Raw genomic sequence first — 19,856 nt, 5'->3', positions numbered from 1 at the left:
GTTCAGTGGCCACGCCGCACGATCAGGTCGGCCATCTCGGCCAATCGGACGGTACGGGCCTTGCCCAGTTCGCGGGCCAGTTCTGCGACCGCCGCACCCGCTGCGGCATGCAGCTCATCGGCCAGCGCCCGGGCCTTGTCCAACCCGAGGATGGACACGTAAGTCGGCTTGTCGTTGGCCTCGTCCTTGCCGGCGGTCTTGCCCAGCGTTGCAGTATCGGCCGTCACGTCGAGGATGTCGTCGACCACCTGGAACGCGAGGCCGACAGCACCCGCATATGCATCGACATACTCCAAGGCAGCGGCATTCACGCCAGCACACAGCGCGCCCATCCGCAGGCTCGCCCGCAGCAACGCTCCGGTCTTCATGCGGTGCATCGCCTCCAGCTCGTCCTGCGACAGCGCGATGCCAACGCTTTGCAGATCGATGGCCTGACCGCCCGCCATCCCCAGCGAACCGGAAGCACGCGCCAATTCACCGACCAGCACGGCCCGCGTCGACGGGCTGACTGCACCCAGCTCGGCCAGCACGATGAACGCCTGCGTCTGCAAGGCGTCGCCGACCAGCAGAGCCGTCGCTTCATCATAGGCGCGATGCACGGTGGGGCGGCCGCGGCGCAGGTCGTCGTCGTCCATGCAGGGCATGTCGTCGTGGACGAGCGAATAGGCGTGGATCATTTCCACCGCGCAGCTCACACCATCAAGCGCCGCGGGCGATGCATCGCCCAGCGCACCGGCAGCATGGGCCAGCAGCGGACGCACGCGCTTTCCCGCCCCGAGCGTGGCATAGCGCATGGCGGCATGCAGACGTTGCGGCGCGACGGTTTCGGCTGGCAACGTGTGCTCGAGCGCGCTTTCCGTCCGCGCGACCACGGACGCCATCCATTGGGCGAAATCGCTCATGCGTCGCCCTGCTCGTTCGCGCCGGAGTCGTCGCCCAACGGCTTCAGGGCATCGCCGTCCAGCACGCGCACTTGCTGCTCGACGCGTTCCAGCACCTGCTGGCAGTACTTGACCAGCTCAGCCCCGCGTCGATACGCCGCAAGCGAGGCCTCCAGCGGCAATTCACCGGATTCCATGCTGGCGACAAGGGTTTCGAGTTCGGCCATGGCCGCTTCATAGGAAGCCGGCGTAGCGGAGGGCGTGGCGGACGCGCTGCTGGACGCGTCGTTTGAGGCACGGGGCATGCCGGTTGCGAATCAGAAAAGGACAATCCGGCATTTTACGGCAATTCCGCGTGCGTTCTGCGCACATCAGACAGGGTGCGAGATGACGATTCGTGGTCGCAACGCGAAGCATCATCCATCTGACGGCCGAATAGCTGGCGGCGGAAAGGGTTCGAAAATCAGGGACTTATCAATTTCCCTGGGGTACAATCCCCCCCTTTCCTCCAAAGGCCGGGCCGGCGTACGCCGCTCCGCACGATGGTTTGGGTCTGTTGGCCCATTGAACGTATGGTCGTTGGCCCAAGCGGGGGCCAGCAAACGCTCGTTTCCTACCTCAACAGACCCTAGGCCACCTGCCGATGGCGTCCTTTCCCAAATCGATCTTGTCGATGGTTGGGTTGTTCACTGCTTTCACCGTTATTGGGAGTGGGGATAATGTCCAATCTCAGCGCCGCACTGAATCTGGTGCCGTCTGAAACCCAGCTGCCCGTCTCTGCTTACTTCGACGAGGCGCTGTATCAAACTGAAATCGAACGTCTGTTCAAACATGGCCCCGGTTACGTCGGCCATGAGCTGATGGTTCCGGAAGTCGGCGACTATCACACGCTTGCCGCCGAGGCCGAGGGCCGCGTGCTGGTGCGCAATCCGAACGGCGTCGAATTGCTTTCCAACGTGTGCCGGCATCGGCAGGCCATCATGCTCAATGGGCGCGGCAATGCCCAGAACATCGTTTGCCCGCTGCATCGCTGGACGTACGACCTGAAGGGCGACCTGCTGGGCGCGCCACACTTCGAAAGGCAGCCGTGCGTGCATCTGTCGCGCTCGCCGCTGCAGAACTGGAACGGCCTGCTGTTCGAAGGCAAGCGCGATGTGCGCGAAGACCTCGCCCGCCTGGGCGTGGCGCGCGACCTCGATTTTTCCGGCTACATGCTGGATCACGTCGAGGTGCATGACTGCAACTACAACTGGAAGACCTTCATCGAGGTGTACCTCGAGGACTACCACGTCGTGCCGTTCCACCCGGGCCTCGGCCAGTTCGTCTCGTGTGACGACCTGGAATGGGAGTTTGGCGAGTGGCACAGCGTGCAGACCGTCGGCATCCACGCCAATTTGCGCAAGCCCGGCACACCGGCCTACCAGAAGTGGCACGACGCCGTGCTCCGCTTCAACAACGGCGAGATGCCGAAGTACGGCGCGGTGTGGCTCACGTACTACCCCAACGTGATGGTCGAGTGGTATCCGAACGTGCTGGTGGTCTCGACGCTGCACCCGCTGAGTCCGACCAAGACGCGCAACGTGGTCGAGTTCTACTACCCGGAAGAGATCGTGCTGTTCGAGCGTGAATTCGTTGAAGCCGAGCGCGCCGCCTATATGGAAACGTGCATCGAGGACGACGAGATCGCCGAGCGCATGGACGCCGGTCGCCTGGCGCTGCTCAAGCGCGGCACAAGCGAGGTCGGCCCGTACCAGTCCCCCATGGAGGACGGCATGCAGCACTTCCACGAGTGGTATCGACGCGTGATGCACTACTAAGCAACAACGGAAGGTAGGCATCCGCCCCCTTCCGCGTCACAATAGGAACGGTGCAGCCCAACGGGCCGCACCGTTTTTTTTCGCCCGCCCCCTCGCCATGCCCGCCGACACTGCAACCGCTGCCCAGACTGCCACCCAGACGGCTGAAAGCTCCTCCCGCCAATCGCTGTGGATGATCCTCGCTGCGTTCGCCTTCTCGGCGATGGGCGTGTGCGTGAAACTGGCCTCGGCGCACTACAGCACGGGCGAGATCGTCTTCTACCGCAGCGTGATCGGCATGACCGTGATGGGCGCCATCCTCGCCAAGACGGGCGCGGGCATCCGCACGCCCTACCTCACGGCGCACATCAAGCGCAGCGTGTTCGGGGTGACGTCGCTGCTGCTGTGGTTCACGTCGATCAGCCTGCTGCCGTTGGCCACCGCCATGACGCTGAACTACATGTCGCCGGTGTGGATCGCGTTGATCATCGGCGCGGGTGCCGCAATGGCCGGCAAGGCCGCGGGCGCCGACAAAAAGATGGTGGCCGCGATCCTGATGTCGTTCGTCGGCGTGCTGTGCCTGCTGCAACCGAGCGTGGGCAGCGGGCCATCGCAACTGGCCGGCGGCATGGTCGGGCTGGTCTCCGGCGTGTTCACCGCGCTCGCCTATGTGGAGGTCCGCCAACTGGGCGACCTGGGCGAGAACGAAGCACGCATCGTGTTCTACTTTTCACTGGTGAGCGCGATTGCCGGCGGCGTGTGGATGCTGATTGGCGGCGCCCAGTCGCATACGTGGCATAGCGCCGGCCTGCTGGTGGCGGTCGGGCTTCTCGCGACGCTGGGCCAGACCGCCATGACGCGCGCCTATAAGCGCGGCAACACGCTGCTGACTGCGAACCTGCAGTACACCGGCATCGTCTTTGCGAGCGGCTGGGGTATGTTGCTGTGGAATGATCACCTGAATGCGCTGTCGTGGGCGGGCATGGCGCTCATCATCGGCAGCGGCATCGTGACCACCGTCATGCGCGCCCGCCAGTCGGGCAACGAGCATCCGACGCCGCAGACCGCCGTGTCCGGCCCGGAAGCCGAGATCCACCCGGAAGTTTGATCGACCCTGGAGATTGCCGCCATGAGCGAACGCGCTCACTACGCCACCCTCATCACCGCGCCGCAACTGGCCGCGCTGCAGCAAAGCGCGCCCGAGGCGCTCGTCGTCATCGATTGCAGCTTTGACCTCGCCAACCCCGCCGCGGGACGCGATGCGTATCACGCCAGCCACGTGCCGGGCGCGTTCTACATGCACCTCGACAACGAACTGTCGGGCCCCAAAACCGGCACCAATGGCAGGCACCCGCTGCCCGATGCAGAGGCACTCGTCGCGCGCCTGCAGGCGCTGGGGGTGAATGACGACACGCAAGTCGTCGCGTATGACCGCCAGGGCAGCATGTACGCGGCGCGCCTGTGGTGGCTGCTGCGTTGGGTCGGTCATGCCGATGTGGCCGTGCTCGATGGCGGGCTGCAGGCTTGGGAAGCCGCGCACTTTCCCGTCGACCAGATCGTGCCGGAAGAACCGCAGCTCAACGCCACGCCCGGCAACATCACGCGCAAGCCCTCGCTCGTGCAAATGGTGACGGCAGATATCGTGCAGAAATACCTCGGCCACGCCGATAAGCCCGTCGTCGACGCCCGCGCCCCCGACCGCTATCGCGGTGAAAACGAAACGCTCGATCCGGTTGGCGGCCACATCCCTGGCGCCCGCAACCGCTTCTTCCGCGACAACCTACAGGCCGACGGCACGTTCAAGCCGGCAGACCAACTGCGCGCCGACTTTACGGCCGTGCTGGCCGGGGCTCAGCCGCAAGACGCGATGCTGCAATGCGGCTCGGGCGTGACTGCCTGCCACAACGCATTGGCCATGGAGATCGCTGGCCTCACGGGCGCCGCGCTCTACGCCGGCTCATGGAGCGAATGGTGCAGCGATCCGTCGCGCCCGGTGGCGACCGGGCCGAACCCGTAATCAGCGAATCCAGCGCGCAGCAAAAAGCCCGGCATCGACCGGGCTTTTTTTAAAGCGATGCAGCGCCTCAGTGCGCGTGGCCGTGCAAACCTTCGGTCAGCAAAAAGATCATTGCGATGCCTGCCGCAATCAACGCGACCTGAACCGCCGATTCCTGCCAGCGCGGCCGGCGTTTCATCTGCGGCATCAGATCGCACACGGCGATGTAGATGAAGCTGCTCGACGCCACCACGAGCACGTACGGAATCCACGACGTCAGACGGTCCAGCAGGTAGTAACCCAGCACCGCACCCACGAGCGCGCAGACGCTGCAGATCAGGTTGTAGACGAAGGCGCGCGTCTTGGAGAACCCGGCGTTGAGCAGCACCATGAAATCGCCGATTTCCTGCGGAATCTCGTGTGCAGCAATCGCCAGCGCGGTGACGATGCCGACCTTGGTGTCCGCCAGGAACGCCGCGGCAATCACGATGCCGTCCGAGAAGTTATGCAGTCCATCGCCCACCAGGATCATCAGGCCGCTGCGCCCGGCTTCCTGCCGGTCGTGGCCGTGGTGATGGCCGTGTCCATCGCCCTCGTGGTGATGTGAGTGGCGAATCAGGGAAATTTTTTCCAGCAGGAAAAATCCCAGCAGCCCGGCCAGCAGCGTGGCAAACAGCGCATGCGTATTGGGTTCGATGCCGCGATGCGCTTCGAATGCCTCGGGCAACGAATGTAGCAGCGACGTGGCCAGCAGCACGCCCACCGAAAAACTCACCATCCGATCGACCATGCGCGACAACACCGTCAGCGACAGCACGGCAGCGCCTGCCATGCTGCCGATGCCAGACAGCGCGGTGGCCAGGAGAATGCCTAACAGGGTGGTATCGAAGGTCATGCGGACGTAACGCAGCGGAAGCCGATAAACGCAACAGAGTTGCAAGAAGGGCGAATTGTATGCCGCTTTATCAACCTTTGCCAGTGCAGACAAAAGAAAAAGGCCCCGGGGCGACTCCCCAGAGCCTTTCGCGTTGAGCGCGTCGCGCTGCTACACCACGCCGTGGTCCTTGAACCAGGCGAGGCACTTCTTCCAGCCGTCTTCCGCATCGGCCTTGACATAGCTGGGGCGGTAATCGGCATGAAATGCGTGGCCGGAATTCGGGTAGACGATGATGCGCGACGCGTGCGCCTTGGGGTTCTTGGATTTTTCCAAGGTTTGCTTCATCGCATTGACGGCATCCTGCGTAATGCCAGTGTCCTTTGCACCGTACATGCCCAGCACCGGCGCCTTGAGATCGTCCACTTTATCGATCGGGAAAGCAGGCTGCAGCGCGGTCGGATTGCCTTTTACATGGCCGTACCACACGACAGCGGCTCTGATATCCGGGCTGTGCTCGGCAAACAACCACGTCTGGCGACCGCCCCAACAGAACCCGGTGATACCGATGCGCGCCGCATCGCCGCCGTTCTGCTTGGCCCACGCCACCGTTGCGTCCAGATCGCCCGTGACCTGCGCATCAGGCACCTTCGAAATGATCTTTTCCTGCAGCTCAGCGATGGTGCCGATTGACTGGGGATCGCCCTGTCGCACAAACAGCTCAGGCGCGATCGCCAGATAACCGAGCTTGGCAAAGCGCCGGCAGATATCGGCGATGTATTCGTGCACGCCGAAAATCTCGCTGACGACGATGACCACCGGCAGCTGCGTCTTGCCTTCGGGTTGGGCGCGGTAGGCCGGCATCTTGAAATCACCGACGGGCACGGTCACTTCGCCCGCCGTCAGCCCATTGAAATCGGTATGGACCGTCTGCGCCGACACCGGCAGCACCGCCGCCGCAAAGGCGGAGCCCAGCGCCGTCTTCATGAAGCCGCGACGATCGAAGCTGCGGCCGGGTACCAGACTCTCCACTTCTGCATCAAGCTGCATCGCACTCTCCTCGCGCCCCGCGGGCGGTTACGGTGAAGCGGCTAGTCTACCGAAGCAGATGGATTGCTGCCGAGCCAGGCATCCGGCCCAAGTACCAGGACCGGCCTAGTGCAGCTTGACGCGCGGATTCGTTTTGCTGCGCAGCCAGTGCATGACCGTATCGACCGACATGCGCACCCAGCCATGGAGCGCCAGCACGTGCATGCGATACAGCGACGTATACATCAACCGCGCCATCAGGCCCTCGATGAACATCGACCCGCCGATCAGCCCGCCCATCAGACTGCCCACCGCACTGAAATGGCCGAGCGACACCAGCGAGCCGAGGTCCTTGAACGCGAAAGGCTGGACCGGCTTGCCGTCCATGCGCTTGCGCAGCGCATCGAACAGATACGTGGCTTGCTGATGCGCGGCCTGGGCACGCGGCGGCACGCTGGAAGACGCCTCGGGCCAGGGGCAGCTCGCGCAATCGCCAAAGGCGTAGATCGAATCGTCACCCTCCACCTGCAGCGTGCGCGAAACGATCACCTGCCCCAGCTTGTTCACCGGCAGCCCCAGCTCGCCCAGCACCGACGGCGCGCGGATCCCTGCAGCCCACACGGTCAGATCTGCCGGAATGGACTTGCCGCTGGCCGTGTTGACTGCGCTGGCGGTGACTTCCGTCACCCGTTCGCTGGTGATGACGTCCACGTCGAGCTTGTGCAGCAGCTCCGTGGTGGCCGCCGAAATGCGCTCCTTGAGCACCGGCAAAATGCGCGGACCACCTTCGATCAGGTGGATGCGGATGTCGTGGCGCGGGTCCAGCTTGTGCAGGCCGTAAGCCGCGAGCACGTGGGCGGTGTTGCGCAGTTCCGCCGACAGTTCCACGCCCGTGGCACCGGCACCGACGATGGCGATGTCGACCTGCGGGCGCGCATCGGCCACGCCATTCTGTGCGCGCATGCATGCCGCGATGAGCTTGCGGCGAAAGCGCTCTGCCTGCCATGCGGTGTCGAGCGCAATGGCGTGCTCGGCTGTGCCCGGCACGCCAAAGAAATGCGTGACGCTGCCAATGGACAACACGAGCGTGTCATAAGAAATGGCACGCTCAGGCAGCACCTCGGTGCCGTCGGCGTCAACGCATCCCGACACGATGATGGATTTGGCAACGCGATCAAGGCCCTTCAGTTCACCCTGCTGGAATTCGAAGCCATGCCACCGCGCCTGCGCAGCGTATTCGAGCTGATGCGTGTTCGGATCCATGCTGCCGGCAGCAACTTCATGCAGCAGCGGTTTCCAGATGTGTGTGGGGTTGCGGTCGACAAGAACGATCCGGGCCGCGCCGCGCTTGCCGAGCTTGTCACCGAGCCGCGTGGCAAGTTCCAACCCGCCGGCACCTCCGCCGACCACCACAATGCGCGGCCCGTTCGTTCCGCCTGCGCCATCCGTCTGCCCTGCCATGTGCTTCTCCTGGAGCCATTGAATCTTTTCGATCACTCGATCTGTCAGGTGCAGTCTGCTGCAACGCAAAACCCGCCGCAACCCCGGACGCATGGATATGGCGAATCATGGCAACCGCATGCCAGCGCGATCCGCAGCCTGCCTCGGCAGGCAAGCCTGCGCCACGCCTTGGTTTACGGCGTGGCGCTTACGGAGCAAGCGATTGCGTCAGTGCGCTTCTTCCCAGTTTGCGCCCACGCCAACTTCTGCAACCAGCGGCACGCGCAACGTTGCGACGCTGCACATCAATTCGGGCAGGCGCTCGCGCACCACAGCAAGCTCGTCCTGCGGGACTTCCAGCACCAATTCATCGTGCACCTGCATGACCAGGCGCGAGCGCATCGCTTCCGCTTCGAGCCAGCCTTGCACGGCCAGCATCGACAGCTTGATAAGGTCAGCTGCCGTGCCTTGCATCGGCGCGTTAATGGCAGCGCGTTCGGCAGCCTGGCGGCGCGGGCCGTTGCCGCCGTTGATGTCGGGCAGCCACAGGCGGCGGCCGAAGACCGTCTCCACGTAGCCGCGCTCGCGCGCGCTCTGCCGGGTTTCGTCCATGTAGCTCGCGGCGCCGGGGTAGCGGGCGAAGTAGCGGTCGATATATAGCTTGGCCGCATCGCGCCCAATGCCCAGGTTGCTCGCCAGCCCGAACGCGCTCATGCCGTAGATCAGGCCGAAGTTGATCACCTTGGCCACACGGCGCTGGTCGGGCGTGACTTCCAGCGGCGTCACGTTGAACACTTCGGCGGCCGTGGCGCGGTGCACGTCCTGGCCCTCACGGAATGCGCGCATCAGGCCTTCGTCCTGCGACAGATGCGCCATGATGCGCAGCTCAATCTGCGAGTAGTCGGCCGATACGATGACGCTGCCCTCCGGCGCGATGAACGCTTCGCGGATGCGCCGCCCTTCTTCCGTGCGCACCGGAATGTTCTGCAGGTTCGGATCGGTCGAGGCTAGACGCCCCGTCACCGCCGTCGCCTGACCGTAGGTGGTGTGGACGCGGCCAGTGCGCGGGTTGACCATCTTCGGCAGCTTGTCGGTGTAGGTCGACTTGAGCTTGGCCAGGCCCCGGTAATCGAGCAGCAGCTTCGGCAGCGGGTAGTCTTCGGCCAGCTTCTGCAGCACTTCTTCGTCGGTCGACGGCGCGCCGCTCGCGGTCTTCTTGATGATCGGCAACCTCATCTGGTTGAAGAAGATGTCGCCAATCTGCTTGGGTGAGCCGAGATTGAACGGCTGCCCCGCAAGCTTGTGCGCCTCGGCTTCCAGATCGATCAGGCGCAGGCCCAGTTCGTTGCTCTGCTTGGCCAGGCGCTCGGCGTCGATCAGCACGCCGTTGCGTTCCATCTTCTGCAGCACGATGGACGTCGGCATTTCGATCTGCTCGTAGACGTAGCGCAGCTTGTCGTCTTCGGACACCTTGGGGAACAGCGTGCGATGCAGACGCAGCGTGATATCGGCGTCCTCCGCCGCATATTCGGTCGCGCGATCGAGCGGCACCTCGTCAAAGCCGATCTGCGATGCGCCCTTGCCGCACACGGCTTCGTAGGTGATCGTCTTCAAGTGCAGCACGCGCTCGGCCAGCGCATCCATGCCGTGATTGCGGTGGGATTCCAGCACATACGATTCGAGCATCGTGTCGTGCTCGATGCCGCGCAGCGCGATGCCGTGATTGGCAAACACATGCGCGTCGTACTTCAGATGCTGTCCGACTTTCTTGCGCGATTCGTCTTCGAGCCACAGCTTCATGCGCGCAAGCACCGTATCGCGCGAAAGTTGCGCCGCTGCATCGAGCCCCGCCACATCCGGGCCGCGATGCGCCACCGGAATGTAGCAAGCCTCGCCCGGCTTGACGGACAGCGAAATACCCACCAATTGCGCGAGCATTGGGTCGATGGACGTTGTCTCGGTGTCGATGCAGACGAGGTCCACTTCGTCCAGGCGCTGCATCCACGATTCGAGCTGCGCCTCGGTCGTCACCGTCTCATACTGGATTTCGTCGGGCGGCGCTTCAACGTCGAACAGGTTGGCCTGGGCTTGCAGTTGTGCAGCCTCGCCGGCGTAATTCTTCACGGGCGTGGCGGCCTTGCGCGCCGCGCCCACGCTGCGCGTATCGGGCAGCGCATCGCCAGAAGCCTCGCGCAGCCACGTCTTGAAACCGTAGCGCGAGAAAAAATCGACGAGCTTGGATTTATCTTCGCCGCCGTCGATCAGCGCGTCGAATGTCGGCACCTCCTTGCTGAGGTCGCAGTCGAGCTTCACCGTCAGCAGTTCGCGGCCCTTGGGCAGCCACTCGAGCGTGTTGCGCAGGTTGTCGCCCACCACGCCTTTGATCTCGCCCGCGCGCGCGATGACGTTGTCGAGCGAGCCGAACTCCGTCAACCATTTCACCGCGGTTTTCGGCCCCACCTTCGGCACGCCGGGCACGTTGTCCACGGTGTCGCCAATCAGCGAGAGATAGTCGACGATGCGCTCGGGCGGCACGCCGAACTTGGCTTGCACGCCGGCCGGGTCGAGCGTTTCGTTGGTCATGGTGTTGACCAGCGTGACGTGGTCATTCACCAGTTGGGCGAGGTCCTTATCACCCGTTGAGACGATGGTCCGAACACCTTCGCGAGCTGCCCGTTCAGCCAGGGTGCCGATCACATCGTCGGCCTCGACACCTTCGATCACCAGAATGGGCCAGCCCAATGCCCGCACGGCTTCGTGGATCGGTTCGATCTGCGCGCGCAGGTCGTCGGGCATGGGCGCGCGGTGCTCCTTGTAGGCCGGATAGAGGTCGTCGCGAAAGGTCTTGCCTTTGGCGTCGAAAATGCAAGCGCTATACTTGGCCGGGTAGTCGTTGCGCAGTTTGCGCAGCATGTTCACGATGCCGTAGATGGCCCCCGTAGGAAACCCTTCTCCGTTTCGCAAGTCGGGCAGTGCGTGATAGGCACGGTACAGATAACTCGAGCCATCGACGAGCAACAGCGTTTCTTGACTTTCCGACATTCCCATGGACTCTAATGTGACTGGAACGCCAAAAGGCGTTTCCGATAATGGCGCTTCCGCTGAAGGCGGCGTGGCAAAGCAGGCTGCTGGCGCTTCCTCGGCCGAGGTGTCGGCGGCTGAACTGACCGGAGTGAGCCCCTCGCGCCAGGCCACCATGGCCGACATGGACGTCAACGTGACAGTGGGCGTTGAACATGAGCCCAAAGCAGACGTGTCACATGGCCGCACCGATCGGAAGATGATCCCCAGCCTGCGGGCACTCGCCGACGAAGAACGCGCTACCGCAAAGAAAGCGCGCGCCTCCTGGCAGATGTTCACGATTATGGCAGAGTTCATCGAGGCGACGGAGTACCTCTCGGAGATCCGTCCGGCCGTCTCGATCTACGGCAGCGCGCGTCTGCGCGAGGATTCGCCGTACTACGAACGCACCATCGAAATCGCCCGACTGTTCTCGGATGCGGGCTTCGCCGTCATCTCGGGTGGTGGCCCCGGCATCATGGAAGCGGCCAACAAAGGCGCGCACGCCGGCAAGTCGGCCAGCGTCGGCCTGAACATCGAACTGCCGCACGAACAGCAAGGCAATCGATATCAGGACATTTCGATGCGCTTCCGCCATTTCTTCACGCGCAAGGTCACGTTCGTGAAGAATTCGGACGCGTTCATCGTCATGCCGGGCGGTTTCGGCACGCTCGATGAGCTGGCTGAAGTGCTGACGCTCGTCCAGACGGGCAAATCGCGCAGTGTGCCGGTGATCATGTTCGGCAGCCATTTCTGGAAGGGTCTGCTCGACTGGTTCCGCTTTACCCTGCTGCCGATGGGCCTGATTGCAGAGCACGACCTCGACATCATGCGCATCGTCGACGAACCCAAAGACGCGCTGGACGCCGTCTACGAGTTCTACGAAAAGCGCGAAGGCACCTCGCCGATTCCGCCCAAGGAAGAGATGTTCTATCTGTAACCTCGGGTGTGACATTCGGCGCCACATGAACGGACGATGGCGGGAGGCCGGACTGCTAGAATGTAGGGTCCCAGATCACCCGCCGGAGTCCATGATGGATTCGCTGCTTCACCCGTCCGCCCCTGCCCACTCCGGCTTTGCCAGCGCCGCGCGCCTCATGCGCCACGCTGGGCTGCTGGCAGGGGCCGTTTTCTGCCTCGCCCTGCCCGTGCACGCCGAGGTGACTTCCGACAGCGCCGGCCTGGACCTGCCTGACGTCAAGGCGATCAACAATCAGCCGATTTCCAAGCCGACCCGCGGCGCGATCCACAACGAGCGCGTCAAGCCGAGCTTCGACTACCGCGACAACGACGGTACGCAGGTCGAGGAATACCGGTTCCAGAAGGGCCAGGCGCCGGATATCCATGTCAAGTCCGGCATGGGCACGTCCTACAACCTCAGCAAGCCTGAAGACAGCTCGCCGCGTATCCGCGAGCGCGGCGATATCGACCGGGTGCCCTCGGTCAACGTCCTGAAGTTCTAAGCCCGTGCCGCAAGCGCGGCGCCTGCAAGCCGGCTCCACGGTGGGCCGGCTGCATTTCCCTCCACCCGTTTCCCGTTCCTGAAGCATGGCTGTTTTCACCCCGGTTTCCGACGCCGAGATCGCTCTCTGGCTGGATCAATACGATGTGGGCGCCGTGCGCGCATTTCGCGGCATCCCCTCCGGGATCGAAAACTCCAATTTCTTCCTGACCACGGAAAAAGACGGGCAGACGCACGAATACGTCGTCACCCTGTTCGAACGGCTGACGCTCGAGCAACTGCCGTTCTACCTCTATCTGATGCAGCATCTGGCGCAGCACGACATCAGCGTGCCGGCGCCGATTGCCGGCCGCGACGGCGAGATCCTGCGCACGCTCAACGGCAAGCCCGCGACCATCGTGACGCGTCTGGCGGGCCGGTCGAACCTGGCGCCGACGGTGTCGGAATGCGCCATCGTCGGCGACATGCTCGCGCGCATGCATCTGGCCGGACGCGACTATCCGCGCCATCAGCCAAATCTGCGCAGCCTCCCGTGGTGGAACGAGGTCGTGCCTGATGTCGTACCGTTCGTGCACGGCGATACGCGCGCGCTGCTCGAAAGCGAACTCGCACATCAGCAACGCTTCTTCGCCAGCGCCGACTACGCTGCGCTGCCAGAAGGCCCGTGCCACTGCGACCTCTTCCGCGACAACGTGCTGTTCGAGCCGGCCGCCAACGGCCAGCCGGAGCGCCTCGGCGGCTTCTTCGACTTTTACTTTGCCGGTGTCGACAAGTGGCTCTTCGACGTGGCCGTCACCGTCAACGACTGGTGCATCGACCTGGCCACCGGCGTGTTGGACGCCGAGCGGGCACGTGCGATGCTGGGCGCGTATCACGCTGTGCGCCCGCTTACCGACACGGAAGCGCGGCACTGGCAAGACATGCTGCGTGCCGCGGCATACCGCTTCTGGGTCTCGCGCCTGTGGGATTTCTATCTCCCGCGCGATGCCGAACTGCTCAAGCCGCATGACCCCACCCACTTCGAGCGCGTGCTGCGCGAACGGGTTGGCGCGAGTGGCCTGACTCTGGATCTTCCCCAACCATGCAACTGATTGAAGTACCGGCCAAGCAAGGCTACGTCTGGCTACGCCAGGGTGCGTGGCTGTTTCGCAAGAACCCGATCGGATTCTTGCTGCTGCTGTTCATCTACCTGTTTGCGGTCAACCTGCTGATGCTGCTGGTGCCACCGATTGGTGTGTTCGTCATCCTGCTCGTCAATCCAGCCATCTTCGTCGGCTTCATGTCGGCCTGCCGCGATACGGTGGCGGGCAAGCGCGTCGGGCCCGCGTCGCTCATCGCAGGCTTTCGTGCGTACGGCAAGGATGCGATGCGCGCCCTGCTCAAGCTTGGCGGCATCTACGGCGTGCTGGTGCTGGTGGTCAGCGGCGTGCTGATGACCATGGTGGATGTCGACACGCTGATGACGGTGGTCACTGACAAGCCGCTCACCACGGACGCCATCCGCGAGTTCTACCTCGCCATGGTGATGGGGTCGGTGCTGTACATCCCGGTGGCGGTGCTGTTCTGGTTTGCGCCGTTGCTGGTGGCGTGGCACGGCATTCCCGTGGGCAAGGCGCTGTTCTTCAGCTGGATGGCCGTCTGGCGCAACCGCGCCGCATTCATCGCATACGGCGTCTTGGTGGCAATCCTGCTGATCGCGGTGCCGCTGTTCATCGATGCGTTGTTCGCGTCGAGCGGTGCGAACAACATCGCCCCCATCATCGCCACGCCGTATCGGATTCTGGTGATGGCCGTGCTGTACTGCTCGTTCTACGCCACCTACCGCGGCTGCTTCAACGTGACGCAAGCGGCCGGCCAGACGACTGACACGACCGCCTGATCGAGCCCAACGACCCGATCAGCGCTCAGTTGATCGGGTCGAGCTTGGCGATACCCAGCGCCAGCGTCTTCACCCCGTGGCGGTTGAATTTGATCTGGGCACGCGCCTCCGCGCCCTCGCCTTCCAGCGTCGTGATGACGCCTTCCCCGAACTTGTTGTGGAACACCGATTGGCCCACGCGGAAGCCCGTGGCCTCTGCGCGCTTGGCGTCGGCGTAGTTCTTGCCGGTGTCCATGCCGCCGGTGGGGCGGCCGGTGTAGGCGTCGTCATCGCCGCGCTCGGGGCGCTTGAACCAATCCTTGCCCCAGGCCGAATCGCCTTGCACACGGCGCGTAGCCTGGTAGCCGGCGTGCTGCGGCGTCAGCCACTTCAACGTCTCTTCAGGCAGTTCGTCAAAGAAGCGTGAGCGGATGTGGTAGCGGATCTGACCGTGCAGCACACGGCTTTGCGCGAACGACAGATACAAGCGCTCGCGGGCCCGGGTAATGGCCACGTACATCAGGCGGCGCTCTTCCTCCAGGCCGTCCTTCTCCATCTGGCTGTTTTCGTGCGGGAACAACCCCTCTTCCAGCCCGGTGATGAAGACGACGTGGAATTCCAGCCCCTTCGCCGCATGCACGGTCATCATCTGCACGGCATCCTGGCCGGCCTGGGCCTGGTTGTCGCCCGCTTCCAGGGAAGCATGCGTGAGAAACGCGACGAGCGGCGTCATCTCTGCAGGCGTTTCATCGGTCACGAGTTCAGAAGCGGTATCGATCTCGCCGCCTTCGATGCGAAGCATGGCGTCGTGGCGCACGGGCAGCGCGGTCGCAATCGCATCCACGCCGTAGCCTTCTTCAGCGACGAAGGCCTGGGCGGCAGTCACCAGTTCCTGCAAGTTTTCGATGCGGTCCTGGCCTTCCTTCTCGCCCTGGTAATGCGTGATCAAACCGCTGGCGTGAATGACGTGCTGGACGATTTCGGGCAGCGTCATCTGGCGCGTGTCGGCACGCATCTGCTCGATCAGACGCACAAACGCCGACAACTTGGTGCCCGCGGCCCCCGTCAGATACGGCACCGCGGCCGCGAGCGAAATGCCATAAAGCCGCGCCGCATCCTGCAACTGCTCCAGCGAGCGCGCCCCGACGCCGCGCGCGGGGAAATTCACCACACGACCAAACGCCGCGTCATTGTCGGGATTCTCGAGCAGTTGGAGATACGCAAGCGCGTGCTTGATTTCCGCACGCTCGAAGAAGCGCAGGCCGCCGTACACTTTGTACGGGATGCCGGCCGAGAACAGGGCGTGCTCGATCACGCGGGACTGCGCGTTGCTGCGATACAGGATGGCGATTTCCGAGCGTGACATGCCGGTGGCAATCCGGTCGCGGATCTCATCGACAATCCAGCCCGCCTCTTGCCCATCCGTCGCGGCCTGGTAGACGCGCACCGGCTCGCCATGGCCGGCGTCGGTGCGCAGGTTCTTGCCCAGACGACGCGTGTTGTGCGAGATCAGGTGGTTGGCGGTATCCAGGATGTGGCCGTGCGAGCGGTAGTTCTGCTCCAGCTTGATCCGGTGCTCGACGCGGAATTCGCGCTCGAAGTCGACCATGTTGCCGACGTTCGCGCCACGGAACGCGTAGATGCTCTGGTCATCGTCGCCCACGGCAAAGATGGCGTTGGGCGTGACACCCGGCTCGCCCAGCCCGGCCAGGATCTTCAGCCAGGCGTATTGCAGCTTGTTCGTATCCTGGAATTCGTCCACCAGGATGTGCTTGAAGCGCCGTTGATAGTGCGCACGGATGGCGTCGTTGTAGCGCAGCAGTTCGTAGCAGCGCAGCAGCAGCTCGGCAAAATCGACCACGCCTTCGCGCTGGCATTGCGCGTCGTAGGCGGCGTAGAGATCGGCCATGCGGCGGTCGTATTCGTTGGCGATTTCCAGGTCGCCCGCGCGCAGTCCCTGCTCCTTGGCTCCGTTGATGAAGTACTGGACGTTCTTGGGCGGGAATTTTTCGTCGTCGATGTTCAGCGACTTGAGCAGGCGCTTGACGGCGGACAGCTGGTCTTGCGTATCGAGAATCTGGAATGTCTGCGGCAGACCGGCATCGCGGAAATGCGCGCGCAGCAGCCGGTTGCACAACCCGTGGAACGTGCCGATCCACATGGCGCGCGTGTTGATCGGCAGCATGGCCTGCAGCCGGGCCGTCATTTCCTTGGCCGCCTTGTTCGTAAACGTGACGGCCAGCACACCCGACGGCGACACCCGCGCACTCTGGATCAGCCAGGCGATGCGGGTGGTCAACACGCGCGTCTTGCCGCTGCCCGCCCCCGCCAGGATCAGCGCCGATTCATCGGGAAGCGTGATGGCAGCGCGTTGTTCGGGGTTCAGATTGGCGAGCAGGTCGGACATGCGGGAGGAGCCTCGGCAGAATCCTCAAATTATACCGGCCGCATTCGCCGCTTCGCCCGTGCCGGACATCGACACGCCGTATAATTCCAAGCTTTCGCCCGCCATTTTCCTGGGCCAAACGTCTTTTTGCGCCCACTGCGCCCTGTCAGCATGACCGATCAAAACCAGTCCCTCGCCAAGAGCTTCGAACCCGCCACCATCGAGCAGAAGTGGAGCGCGGCGTGGGAAGCGATGGGCGTCTCCCGCGCGACGCTCGAAGCCGGCAAGCCCGACTTCTGTATCCAGCTTCCGCCGCCGAACGTGACGGGCACGCTGCACATGGGGCACGCGTTCAACCAGACCATCATGGATGGCCTGACGCGCCACGCGCGCATGTCGGGCGCCAACACGCTGTGGGTACCGGGCACCGACCACGCGGGCATTGCCACGCAGATCGTCGTCGAGCGCCAGCTGGATGCCCAGGGCGTATCGCGCCACGACATGGGCCGCGAGAAGTTCGTCGAAAAGGTGTGGGAATGGAAGGAGCAATCGGGCTCGACCATCACCCGCCAGGTGCGCCGCATGGGCGCTTCGATCGACTGGGAGCGCGAATACTTCACGATGGACCCGAAGATGTCGCGCGCTGTCAGCGACGTGTTCGTGCGCCTGTATGAGCAGGGCCTGATCTACCGCGGCAAGCGCCTCGTCAACTGGGACCCGGTGCTGGGCACCGCCGTGTCCGACCTGGAAGTGGTGAGCGAGGAAGAAGAAGGCTCTCTGTGGCACATCCGCTATCCGCTGGCCGAACCGGACGCCGTGCATGGCCGGACGCACCTGACGGTGGCCACCACCCGTCCGGAAACGATGCTCGGCGACACGGCCGTGATGGTGCACCCTGAGGACGAGCGCTACGCCCACCTCATCGGCAAGTTTGTCCACCTGCCGCTCACCGATCGCAAGATTCCCGTGATTGCCGACGAATACGTCGACCGCGAATTCGGCACCGGCGTGGTCAAGGTGACCCCGGGCCACGACTTCAACGACTACGCGGTCGGCCAGCGTCACAAGCTGCCGCAGTTGTCGATCCTGACGCTCGACGCGAAGATCGTTGCCGATGCCCCGGCCGCCTATGCTGGCCTGGATCGCTTCGACGCGCGCAAGAAGATCGTCGAGGATCTCGAAGCGCAGGGCCTGCTGGCCGAGGTGAAGAAGCACACGCTGATGGTGCCGCGCGGCGACCGCACCGGCGTGGTCATCGAGCCGATGCTGACCGACCAATGGTTCGTCGCCATGAGCAAGCCAGCGCCGGAAGGCACGCGCTTCCCGGGCCGCTCCATCGCTGAAGTGGCGTTGGACGCGGTGCAGAGCGGCAAGATCAAGCTGGTGCCGGAGCAGTGGGTCAACACGTACAACCAGTGGCTGAACAACATCCAGGACTGGTGCATCTCGCGCCAACTGTGGTGGGGCCACCAGATTCCGGCGTGGTACGACGACGCCGGCAATGTGTATGTTGGCCGCACCGAAGAGGAAGCCAAGGCCCAGGCAGCGGCCAAAGGCTACACCGGCACGCTCACGCGTGACGACGACGTGCTGGATACGTGGTTCTCGTCCGCGCTGGTGCCGTTCTCGTCGCTGGGCTGGCCTGCCGATACGCCGGAACTGAAGCACTTCCTGCCCTCGACCGTGCTGGTCACGGGCTACGACATCATCTTCTTCTGGGTGGCGCGCATGGTCATGATGACCCTGCACTTCACCGGCGAGGTGCCCTTCCACACCGTCTACGTGCACGGCCTGGTGCGCGATTCGGAAGGCAAGAAGATGAGCAAGTCCGAAGGCAACACGCTGGACCCCGTCGACCTGATCGACGGTATCGCGCTGGAGCCGCTGCTGGCCAAGCGCACGACCGGCCTGCGCCGCCCGAAGGACGCGCCGAAGGTCGAGAAGCGCACGCGCAAGGAGTTCCCCGACGGCATTCCGGCATTCGGTGCCGACGCGCTGCGCTTCACGTTCGCCTCGCTCGCCACGCTGGGCCGCAGCATCAACTTTGACCCCAGCCGCTGCGAAGGCTATCGCAACTTCTGCAACAAGCTCTGGAACGCCACGCGCTTCGTGCTGATGAACACCGAAGGCCAGGACTGCGGCATGCAGGAATGCGTCGGTGACTGCGGCCCCGAAGGCCATCTGGACTTCTCGCAGGCCGACCGCTGGATCGTCTCGCTGCTGCAGCGCGTGGAAACCGAAGTGGAAAAAGGCTTTGCCGACTACCGCTTCGACAACATCGCCAACGCCATCTACAAGTTCGTCTGGGACGAATACTGCGACTGGTACCTGGAACTGGCCAAGGTGCAGATCCAGACCGGCACGCCGGCGCAGCAACGCGCCACGCGCCGCACGCTGTTGCGCGTGCTCGAAACGGTGCTGCGCCTGGCGCATCCCATCATTCCGTTCATTACCGAAGAACTTTGGCAGAAGGTTGCGCCGATGGCCGGCCGCGCCAAGGGCGACGGCACCGAAAGCCTCGCGCTGCAGGAATACCCGCGCGCGGTGCTGGCAAAGATCGACGAGCAGGCCGAGCAGTGGGTCCACCAGTTGAAGGCGCTGGTCGATGCCTGCCGCAATCTGCGCGGCGAGATGAACATCTCCCCCGCCCAACGTGTGCCGCTGTACGTCAATGGCGACGCCGAATTCCTGCAGGTGGCGGCGCCGTACGTGCAAGCGCTGGGCAAGCTGTCTGAGGTGAAGGTCTACACGGACGCTGCTGCCATGGAACAGGACGGCGCCGGCGCACCCGTCGCGATCGTCGGCGAGAACAAGCTGCTGCTGAAGATCGAGATCGACGTGGCTGCCGAGCATGCGCGCCTGTCGAAGGAAATCGACCGCCTGCGCGGCGAGATCACCAAGTGCGAAGCCAAGCTCGGCAACGAATCGTTCGTCGCCCGCGCACCGGCCGCCGTGGTGGAACAGGAACAAAAGCGTGTAGCCGATTTCAAAGCCACGCTGACCAAGCTGGAAGCCCAGATTGCACGGCTGCCGGTGCAGGCGGCCTGAGCGCCCTGAACAATCGATCATCCGAT

15 protein-coding genes are annotated in these 19,856 nt (G+C 63.8%); 8 read left to right on the top strand and 7 right to left on the bottom strand.

What is annotated here, in order from left to right; genetic code table 11:
- Positions 1-2: 2 nt before the first annotated feature.
- Together ABIC76_RS15635 and ABIC76_RS15630 are read right to left on the bottom strand one after the other, a co-directional pair.
- Entirely contained in the window at positions 3-902 is a 900-nt protein-coding gene (locus ABIC76_RS15635) for a polyprenyl synthetase family protein (protein WP_354534520.1), read from the bottom strand.
- The gene (locus ABIC76_RS15630; protein ID WP_102066515.1) at positions 899-1,186 is read right to left on the bottom strand and encodes an exodeoxyribonuclease VII small subunit; all 288 of its coding nucleotides are present in this window, start codon (positions 1,184-1,186) and stop codon (positions 899-901) included. Before ABIC76_RS15630 ends, ABIC76_RS15635 begins: the two co-directional genes overlap by 4 nt.
- Before the next feature lie 414 nt (positions 1,187-1,600).
- Between ABIC76_RS15630 and ABIC76_RS15625 the strand changes: the two genes are divergently transcribed.
- The 3 genes from ABIC76_RS15625 (at position 1,601) to ABIC76_RS15615 (ending at position 4,694) form a co-directional block, all read left to right on the top strand.
- Entirely contained in the window at positions 1,601-2,698 is a 1,098-nt protein-coding gene (locus tag ABIC76_RS15625; protein WP_354534519.1) for an aromatic ring-hydroxylating oxygenase subunit alpha, read from the top strand.
- A 97-nt stretch (positions 2,699-2,795) separates the two neighbouring features.
- On the top strand, positions 2,796-3,785 hold the full coding sequence (locus ABIC76_RS15620; RefSeq protein ID WP_354534518.1) for a DMT family transporter: 990 nt from the start codon (positions 2,796-2,798) through the stop codon (positions 3,783-3,785).
- Positions 3,786-3,806: 21 nt separating this feature from the next.
- A complete protein-coding gene (locus ABIC76_RS15615; RefSeq protein WP_354534517.1) occupies positions 3,807-4,694 on the top strand; it encodes a sulfurtransferase in 888 nt (295 codons plus the stop codon).
- A 67-nt stretch (positions 4,695-4,761) separates the two neighbouring features.
- Here ABIC76_RS15615 and ABIC76_RS15610 read toward each other — a convergent pair whose 3' ends face one another.
- From ABIC76_RS15610 to polA, 4 genes are all read right to left on the bottom strand, one after another.
- On the bottom strand, positions 4,762-5,568 hold the full coding sequence (locus ABIC76_RS15610; RefSeq protein WP_027680899.1) for a ZIP family metal transporter: 807 nt from the start codon (positions 5,566-5,568) through the stop codon (positions 4,762-4,764).
- Positions 5,569-5,718: 150 nt separating this feature from the next.
- On the bottom strand, positions 5,719-6,597 hold the full coding sequence (locus ABIC76_RS15605) for a dienelactone hydrolase family protein (protein WP_316884099.1): 879 nt from the start codon (positions 6,595-6,597) through the stop codon (positions 5,719-5,721).
- 105 nt (positions 6,598-6,702) lie between these two features.
- The gene (locus tag ABIC76_RS15600) at positions 6,703-8,037 is read right to left on the bottom strand and encodes an NAD(P)/FAD-dependent oxidoreductase (protein ID WP_027680897.1); all 1,335 of its coding nucleotides are present in this window, start codon (positions 8,035-8,037) and stop codon (positions 6,703-6,705) included.
- A 207-nt stretch (positions 8,038-8,244) separates the two neighbouring features.
- On the bottom strand, positions 8,245-11,058 hold the full coding sequence (gene polA, locus ABIC76_RS15595; protein WP_354534516.1) for a DNA polymerase I: 2,814 nt from the start codon (positions 11,056-11,058) through the stop codon (positions 8,245-8,247).
- A gap of 4 nt (positions 11,059-11,062) precedes the next feature.
- On the opposite strand from polA, the gene ABIC76_RS15590 reads away from it, so the two are divergent.
- The 4 genes from ABIC76_RS15590 to ABIC76_RS15575 all read left to right on the top strand — a co-directional run bounded on the left by ABIC76_RS15590 (position 11,063) and on the right by ABIC76_RS15575 (position 14,417).
- Positions 11,063-12,016, top strand: coding sequence for an LOG family protein (locus tag ABIC76_RS15590; RefSeq protein ID WP_354534515.1), 954 nt, complete (start codon positions 11,063-11,065; stop codon positions 12,014-12,016).
- A 94-nt stretch (positions 12,017-12,110) separates the two neighbouring features.
- Positions 12,111-12,539 (top strand): hypothetical protein, encoded by a 429-nt coding sequence (locus tag ABIC76_RS15585; protein ID WP_343548242.1) that lies wholly within the window; start codon positions 12,111-12,113, stop codon positions 12,537-12,539.
- An 85-nt stretch (positions 12,540-12,624) separates the two neighbouring features.
- A complete protein-coding gene (locus ABIC76_RS15580; RefSeq protein WP_354534514.1) occupies positions 12,625-13,629 on the top strand; it encodes a homoserine kinase in 1,005 nt (334 codons plus the stop codon).
- On the top strand, positions 13,620-14,417 hold the full coding sequence (locus ABIC76_RS15575; RefSeq protein ID WP_354534513.1) for a BPSS1780 family membrane protein: 798 nt from the start codon (positions 13,620-13,622) through the stop codon (positions 14,415-14,417). The genes ABIC76_RS15580 and ABIC76_RS15575 overlap by 10 nt, the downstream gene beginning before the upstream one ends.
- Positions 14,418-14,442: 25 nt before the next feature.
- On the opposite strand, the gene ABIC76_RS15570 is transcribed toward ABIC76_RS15575, so the two are convergent.
- The gene (locus ABIC76_RS15570; protein ID WP_354534512.1) at positions 14,443-16,803 is read right to left on the bottom strand and encodes a UvrD-helicase domain-containing protein; all 2,361 of its coding nucleotides are present in this window, start codon (positions 16,801-16,803) and stop codon (positions 14,443-14,445) included.
- 150 nt (positions 16,804-16,953) lie between these two features.
- Here ABIC76_RS15570 and ABIC76_RS15565 point away from each other — a divergent pair, with 150 nt between their 5' ends.
- Positions 16,954-19,830 carry a valine--tRNA ligase gene (locus tag ABIC76_RS15565; RefSeq protein WP_354534511.1) on the top strand — a complete coding sequence of 959 codons (2,877 nt, stop codon included), beginning with the start codon at positions 16,954-16,956 and terminating at the stop codon, positions 19,828-19,830.
- Positions 19,831-19,856: the final 26 nt, after the last annotated feature.

The organism is Ralstonia sp. 1138 (assembly GCF_040544795.1).
In the GTDB taxonomy this organism is placed as follows: Bacteria; Pseudomonadota; Gammaproteobacteria; order Burkholderiales; family Burkholderiaceae; genus Ralstonia; species Ralstonia flatus.
The sequence above is the reverse complement of the archived record's forward strand: the minus strand, read 5'-3'. Positions and strand labels throughout refer to the sequence as shown.

Bases quoted from the DNA above. Each gene is read 5' to 3' on its own strand.
- ABIC76_RS15630 (WP_102066515.1), bottom strand. From the start codon at position 1,186: ATGCCCCGTGCCTCAAACGACGCGTCCAGCAGCGCGTCCGCCACGCCC.
- ABIC76_RS15635 (WP_354534520.1), bottom strand. From the start codon at position 902: ATGAGCGATTTCGCCCAATGGATGGCGTCCGTGGTCGCGCGGACGGAA.
- ABIC76_RS15590 (WP_354534515.1), top strand. From the start codon at position 11,063: ATGGACTCTAATGTGACTGGAACGCCAAAAGGCGTTTCCGATAATGGC.
- ABIC76_RS15600 (WP_027680897.1), bottom strand. From the start codon at position 8,037: ATGGCAGGGCAGACGGATGGCGCAGGCGGAACGAACGGGCCGCGCATT.
- ABIC76_RS15615 (WP_354534517.1), top strand. From the start codon at position 3,807: ATGAGCGAACGCGCTCACTACGCCACCCTCATCACCGCGCCGCAACTG.
- ABIC76_RS15565 (WP_354534511.1), top strand. From the start codon at position 16,954: ATGACCGATCAAAACCAGTCCCTCGCCAAGAGCTTCGAACCCGCCACC.
- ABIC76_RS15605 (WP_316884099.1), bottom strand. From the start codon at position 6,597: ATGCAGCTTGATGCAGAAGTGGAGAGTCTGGTACCCGGCCGCAGCTTC.
- ABIC76_RS15620 (WP_354534518.1), top strand. From the start codon at position 2,796: ATGCCCGCCGACACTGCAACCGCTGCCCAGACTGCCACCCAGACGGCT.
- ABIC76_RS15570 (WP_354534512.1), bottom strand. From the start codon at position 16,803: ATGTCCGACCTGCTCGCCAATCTGAACCCCGAACAACGCGCTGCCATC.
- ABIC76_RS15575 (WP_354534513.1), top strand. From the start codon at position 13,620: ATGCAACTGATTGAAGTACCGGCCAAGCAAGGCTACGTCTGGCTACGC.
- ABIC76_RS15585 (WP_343548242.1), top strand. From the start codon at position 12,111: ATGGATTCGCTGCTTCACCCGTCCGCCCCTGCCCACTCCGGCTTTGCC.
- ABIC76_RS15580 (WP_354534514.1), top strand. From the start codon at position 12,625: ATGGCTGTTTTCACCCCGGTTTCCGACGCCGAGATCGCTCTCTGGCTG.
- polA (WP_354534516.1), bottom strand. From the start codon at position 11,058: ATGTCGGAAAGTCAAGAAACGCTGTTGCTCGTCGATGGCTCGAGTTAT.
- ABIC76_RS15625 (WP_354534519.1), top strand. From the start codon at position 1,601: ATGTCCAATCTCAGCGCCGCACTGAATCTGGTGCCGTCTGAAACCCAG.
- ABIC76_RS15610 (WP_027680899.1), bottom strand. From the start codon at position 5,568: ATGACCTTCGATACCACCCTGTTAGGCATTCTCCTGGCCACCGCGCTG.